Genomic DNA, 6,372 nt, shown 5'->3' with positions numbered 1-6,372 from the left:
GTCAGCTATACCGGCCAGTTCTCCAGCCAGTCACATGACAATGCCATCAAGGCCGATCTGAGCGTGCGGTTTTAGGAGCGATAAACAAGGGCGGTAGATGATGCCGCCCTTGTTGCTTCTATTCTAGGGCAATCGCAATATACCAAAGAAAAAGGGCGGCGCCGAAGCGCCGCCCCCTCCCCTCAATGCCTCAAGCTTACTTGTTCCAGCTCTTGACCAGTTCGTCATAATTGATGGTCTGGGGCTTTTCTTTTTCGTTTTCGATCTTCAACTGTGGTGCGAGGTGGCCATTCTTGACCGCATCGGCATTCCAGTAGGCAAGATCATGTTCTTCAGCCATTTTCGGTCCAATATCGCCCTGAATGCCAGCGCGTTCCAGACGTTCCATGACCTTTTCCTGCTCGGCGCAAAGTGAGTCCATCGCTTCCTGTGCAGTCTTGGCACCGGAGGATGCATCGCCGATTGCCTGCCACCATAGCTGAGCCAGCTTTGGATAGTCAGGAACGTTGGTGCCGGTTGGCGACCACTGAACACGGGCAGGCGAACGATAGAACTCGATCAGACCACCAAGCTCCGGAGCGCGCTTGGTGAAGCTTTCATGCTGGATGGAGCTTTCGCGGATCAAGGTCAGACCTACATGGCTCTTCTTGACGTCCACAGTCTTTGATGTGACGAACTGGGCGTAGAGCCAAGCTGCCTTGGCGCGATCATCCGGTGTCGACTTCAGCAAGGTCCAGGAACCCACATCCTGATAACCAAGCTTCATGCCGTCTTTCCAGTAAACGCCATGTGGCGAAGGAGCCATGCGCCATTTCGGCGTGCCATCATCATTCATGACCGGCAGGCCCTTTTTGACCATGTCGGCAGTGAAGGCCGTGTACCAGAATATCTGCTGGGCAACATTGCCCTGTGCAGGAACGGGACCGGATTCCGAGAAGGTCATGCCCTGCGCTTCCGGCGGTGCATAGGCCTTCATCCAGTCAAGATATTTCTGGATGGAATAGACGGAAGCCGGGCCGTTGGTATCACCGCCGCGCGCAACGCAGGAGCCGACCGGCTGTGACTTTTCGTTGACCTTGATGCCCCATTCATCGACGGGCAAACCGTTTGGAAGACCCTTGTCACCATTGCCTGCCATGGAGAGCCAGGCATCGGTGAAGCGCCAACCGAGCGATGGGTCCTTCTTGCCATAGTCCATGTGACCATAGACTTTCTTGCCGTCGATCTCGCGACCGGTGAAGAATTCGGCAATGTCTTCATAGGCTGACCAATTGACCGGCACACCGAGGTCATAACCATACTTCGCCTTGAAGTCGGCCTTGTTCTTTTCGTCGTTGAACCAGTCATAGCGGAACCAATAAAGGTTCGCGAACTGCTGGTCCGGCAACTGATACAGCTTGCCATCAGGAGCAGTCGTGAACTTGGTGCCGATAAAGTCAGCCAGATCAAGACCAGGATTGGTAACGTCCTTGCCTTCATTGGCCATCCAGTCGGTCAGGCTGCGTGCCTGCTGGTAGCGCCAATGCGTGCCGATCAGATCGCTATCATTGACGTAAGCATCATAGACGTTTTCGCCGGACTGCATTTGTGTCTGCAGCTTCTCAACGACATCGCCTTCACCGATGAGATCATGGGTGATCTTGATGCCGGTAATATCAGTGAATGCTTTAGCCAGAGTTTTGGACTCATATTCATGGGTGGTAATCGTTTCCGAAACCACCTTGATATCCATGCCTGCGAAAGGCTTTGCAGCATCGATAAACCACTGCATTTCCTTTTCCTGCGCAGCCCGATCAAGGGTCGACATATCGCCGATTTCCTTGTCGAGAAAAGCTTTGGCTTCGTCCATGCCCGCATAGGCACTTCCCGCCCCCAATAGCAGCGCAAGTGCTGTTGTTGTCGTTAGAATTCGCGTTCGCATTTCAGTCCTCCCAGAGTTGCGATTTGCAGGTGTTGAATGACTGGCGGATGCCAGACCTTCAATTTAGGGCATCGGATTTCAGTCCGATGCTTTAGACAAAGCGGAATACGCCAATGGCGTAGACCACAGAGATTGCTAGAGCCCACCAGATATTCGGGCCAACGAGACCGAGCCAGGCGAGGTGGATAAAAGCACTGCCGAGCAGCGACACGAAAAGCCTGTCGCCGCGCGTGGTTTCAAAGCGTAATATGCCGATGCGCGGATTGCCGCCCGGCGAGGCATATTCCCAGACCGCCATCAGCGATATGAGCGCAAAGATGGTCAGGAAAAACAGCGCTGTCGGAAATGTCCAGGCCATCCAGCCGCCACCTGCAAGTGCTCCGAACCAATCCCGCGCACCGCTTTTCAACGGCACAGCTGTGACAAGCAGGCCCGCCAAGATTGCATAGGCCGCAAGAACAGCGAGAAGCGCCAGAGGCCAACGCCGTGTGTTTTCCATTACACCCTCCCCAGGGCAAAGCCCTTGGCGATATAGTTGCGGACGAAGTAGATCACGATGGCGCCGGGAATGATGGTCAAGACGCCGGCCGCAGCCAGCACGCCCCAATCCATGCCCGACGCAGAAACCGTGCGCGTCATGATAGCAGCGATTGGTTTTGCCGCAGTCGTCGTCAACGTGCGGGCAATAAGCAATTCCACCCATGAGAACATGAAGCAGAAGAAGGCAGCAACGCCGATGCCGCTTGCGATCAGCGGAATGAATATCTTCACGAAGAAGCGCGGAAAGGAATAGCCGTCAATATAGGCGGTCTCGTCGATTTCCTTTGGCACGCCCGACATGAAGCCTTCCAGAATCCACACAGCCAGCGGCACGTTGAACAGACAATGCGCCAGAGCAACGGCGATATGCGTATCGATCAAGCCGAAGGCCGAATAAAGCTGGAAGAATGGCAGCGCAAAAACAGCTGGCGGTGCCATGCGATTGGTCAAAAGCCAGAAGAACAAATGCTTGTCGCCGAGGAACCGGTAGCGCGAAAAGGCATAGGCCGCAGGCAAGGCGACCAGCACCGAAATCACTGTGTTCATGCCCACATAAATGATCGAGTTGATATAACCCTTATACCATGAGGGATCCGTGAAGATGACCGCATAGTTCCGCAAGGTCGGACTTTGCGGCCAAAGGGAAAAGTTTCCCAAAATCTCCTGATTGGTTTTGAAGCTCATATTGATGAGCCAATAGATCGGCAGCATCAGGAAAAAGATGTAAAGCGTCGGGATCAACCACCAGAATTTCGATTCATCCCCGCGCTTGCGCATGCGGCGGGCAAGAGCCTTATCCATTCTGGCCTGTTCAGGGCTGACACTAACTGCGGTACGGGCGACAGATTCTGACATCTCAGCGCTCCGCATCATAATTGGTCATGACGGTGTAGAACACCCATGACATCAGGAGGATAATAAGGAAGTAGATGAGCGACATGGCTGCCGCCGGTCCAAGATCGAACTGGCCAACCGCCATCTTGACCAGATCAATGGACAGGAAAGTGGTCGAGTTGCCGGGACCACCACCTGTGACGACGAAGGGTTCGGTATAGATCATGAAACTGTCCATGAAGCGCAGCAGAACGGCGATCAAAAGCACACGGTTCATCTTTGGCAACTGAATGTAGCGAAACACTGCCCAGCGCGATGCACCATCAATCTTTGCCGCCTGATAAAAGGCATCGGGGATCGAAACCAGCCCGGCATAGCACAGCAGCACGACCAGGCTGGTCCAGTGCCAGACATCCATAATGATGACCGTGAACCAGGCATGCAGCGGATTCTGCACATAATTATAGTTGATCCCGAGGCGTTCCAGCGTATGGCCGAGCAAGCCGATATCAACACGCCCGAACACCTGCCAGATCGTACCAACCACATTCCACGGAATAAGCAACGGCAAAGCCATCAGCACGAGACAAACCGGAACACCCCAACCCTTGCGCGGCATATTCAGCGCAATGACGATCCCCAGCGGAATCTCGATGAGAAGGATAATGAACGAGAAGAAGAGGTTGCGACCAAGAGCCGAATGGAAGCGCTCGGAAGTGAGCATTTCCGTGAACCATTCTGTGCCGGCCCAGAAGAACTGGTTATTGCCGAACGTATCCTGCACTGAATAATTGACCACGGTCATCAGCGGGATGACTGCCGAGAAAGCCACGAGCAGCAAAACCGGCAGGACCATAAACCAGGCTTTATTGTTCCAGGTTTTTTCCATGATTATAACCCTCCCACGCGCCAGCTATCGGCATAGATATTTATGCCCTTCGGGTCGAAGGTGATGTGCGGATCGGCAGGGATATCCTCGCCTTCGCCAACGATGACGGCAATGTCCTGATTTTCAAGTCGGGTACGCACGATCTTGTGTCGTCCAATATCTTCCACTTTGGCAATTTTTACCGGCATGCCGGAACGACCGATGCGGATATATTCCGGGCGGATACCAAGCTCGATTTTCTTCGCATCGGCGGGGGTAACAGGTGTAGGAAGTTGTATTGCGTGCGCACCAATTTGCGCCATTCCGCCTGCAAGCTTGACCGGCATGACATTCATGCCTGGCGAGCCGATGAAATAACCAACGAAGGTATGCTTTGGCCGCTCGAACAATTCTTCTGGCGTACCGATCTGCACGATCTCGCCATCATACATGACGACGACTTTCTGGGCGAAAGTCAGCGCTTCCGTCTGATCATGCGTGACATAAACCATTGTATAGCCAAAACGCTGATGCAGCTGCTTCAGCTGTGAGCGAAGAACCCATTTCATATGGGGGTCAATCACGGTCAGCGGCTCATCGAAAAGGATAGCGTTCACATCAGACCGGACAAGGCCGCGACCGAGCGATATCTTCTGCTTCTGATCCGCCGTCAGACCACGGGCTTTCTTGCCGGACCAGCTAGCAAGATCGATCATCTCCAGCGTCTCGCGCACCTTGACGTCGATCTCGGATTCCGCAACGCCGCGATTACGCAGGGGGAAGGCAAGATTATCGTAAACCGTCATGGTGTCGTAGATGACCGGGAACTGGAACACCTGTGCGATGTTGCGTTCCTGCGTCGAAAGGTTGGTGACATCCTGACCGTTGAACAGCAATTGTCCATGGGACGGATGGATCAGGCCTGAAATGATGTTGAGCAGCGTGGTCTTGCCGCAACCGGAAGGTCCCAGCAGCGCATAGGCACCGCCATCTTCCCAGCTATGGTGGACCTCGCGCAGCGCATAGTCCTTATCCGACTTCGGATTAGGACCGTAGGCGTGGCGGATATGGTTGAGATCAATACGTGCCATTATCTATGCCGCCAATTTCTGCTGGCGGCGAATGGAATTGCCGCTGCCGTCGAAGATCATCAGGTTGCGCGGGTCGATGAAAATGTCGATTTCTTCATCGGGCGTGTAAATGTGGATGCCGTGAGCGAGCATTGTCCAGCGCGCATCGGCGAAGGACAGATGGACGAAGCTTTCCGAACCGGTAATTTCAGTGGCTGTCACGCGGGCCTTCAATCCGATTTCATCGGCACTGCCGCGAACCGTATTGATGTGGTGCGGCTGGAAGCCGATCGTATAGGTGCCGTCAGCGATATCGGTCAGATGCGACGGGATCGGCAGGGTAACGCCGCCTTCCAGCTGGAATGCCTTGCCGAACTTTGCCAAGGCAATTGTGTTCAGCGGCGGGTCGGCGAAGGTCTGCGCCGTGATAAGATCATCCGGTTTGCGGAACACATCAATTGTGGAACCAAACTGTGTTACCCGCCCCTCGGAGAGGGTTGCCGTGCTGCCGCCGAGCAGCAAGGCTTCATGCGGCTCAGTGGTCGCATAAACAAAGATCGTGCCGGATTCGGCAAAGATGCGGGGCAATTCCTGACGCAGCTCTTCGCGCAGCTTATAGTCAAGATTGGCCAAAGGCTCATCGAGCAGCACCAGCTTGGCGTTTTTGACGATGGCCCGCGCAAGCGCAGTGCGCTGCTGCTGGCCGCCGGACAGGCTAAGCGGCGTGCGGTCGAGATAGGGCGTAAGCTTGAGGATTTCAGCGGCCTTGCGCACTTCGCGATCAATAGTTGCCTTGTCAGCACCGGCAACACGCATTGGCGAAGCAATGTTCTCATAGACCGTGAAGGCCGGATAATTGATAAACTGCTGATAAACCATGGCAACCGAGCGCTTTTGAACCGGAACGCCCGTCACATCCTGACCATCGAACCAGACAGAGCCGGAAGTTGGCACATCGAGACCTGCCATGATGCGCATGAGGCTGGTTTTGCCGGACAGAGTGGGTCCAAGCAACACATTCAGCGTCGCATGTTCCAAAGTCAGCGATATATCGCTGAGGTGGAGCTTGCCGCTCACCATTTTGGATACATTTCGCAATTCCAGCATTACTTCTCCTCCCGAAGCACTTCCACCCAAAC

General features: G+C 54.4%; 6 protein-coding genes. All 6 read right to left on the bottom strand.

Annotated features, from left to right (window positions below; all coding sequences use genetic code 11):
• Window positions 1–196 precede the first annotated feature (196 nt).
• Window positions 197–1,921 carry an ABC transporter substrate-binding protein gene (locus V9K95_RS08145; protein WP_115054663.1) on the bottom strand — a complete coding sequence of 575 codons (1,725 nt, stop codon included), beginning with the start codon at window positions 1,919–1,921 and terminating at the stop codon, window positions 197–199.
• A 91-nt stretch (window positions 1,922–2,012) separates the two neighbouring features.
• Window positions 2,013–2,420 carry a DUF2160 domain-containing protein gene (locus V9K95_RS08140; RefSeq protein ID WP_307281917.1) on the bottom strand — a complete coding sequence of 136 codons (408 nt, stop codon included), beginning with the start codon at window positions 2,418–2,420 and terminating at the stop codon, window positions 2,013–2,015.
• Window positions 2,420–3,238: a carbohydrate ABC transporter permease gene (locus V9K95_RS08135; RefSeq protein WP_115054815.1), complete on the bottom strand. Its 819-nt coding sequence runs from the start codon at window positions 3,236–3,238 to the stop codon at window positions 2,420–2,422. Before V9K95_RS08135 ends, V9K95_RS08140 begins: the two co-directional genes overlap by 1 nt.
• Before the next feature lie 79 nt (window positions 3,239–3,317).
• Window positions 3,318–4,184, bottom strand: a complete 867-nt coding sequence (locus V9K95_RS08130; protein WP_115054661.1) for a carbohydrate ABC transporter permease — start codon at window positions 4,182–4,184, stop codon at window positions 3,318–3,320.
• 2 nt (window positions 4,185–4,186) lie between these two features.
• Window positions 4,187–5,254, bottom strand: a complete 1,068-nt coding sequence (locus V9K95_RS08125) for an ABC transporter ATP-binding protein (RefSeq protein ID WP_307281913.1) — start codon at window positions 5,252–5,254, stop codon at window positions 4,187–4,189.
• A 3-nt stretch (window positions 5,255–5,257) separates the two neighbouring features.
• Entirely contained in the window at window positions 5,258–6,340 is a 1,083-nt protein-coding gene (locus V9K95_RS08120; RefSeq protein ID WP_115054659.1) for an ABC transporter ATP-binding protein, read from the bottom strand.
• Window positions 6,341–6,372 lie beyond the last annotated feature (32 nt).

This window comes from Phyllobacterium sp. CCNWLW183 (assembly GCF_037203775.1).
Taxonomy (GTDB): domain Bacteria; phylum Pseudomonadota; class Alphaproteobacteria; order Rhizobiales; family Rhizobiaceae; genus Phyllobacterium; species Phyllobacterium ifriqiyense.
This window is presented reverse-complemented; position numbering and strand designations above follow the sequence as displayed.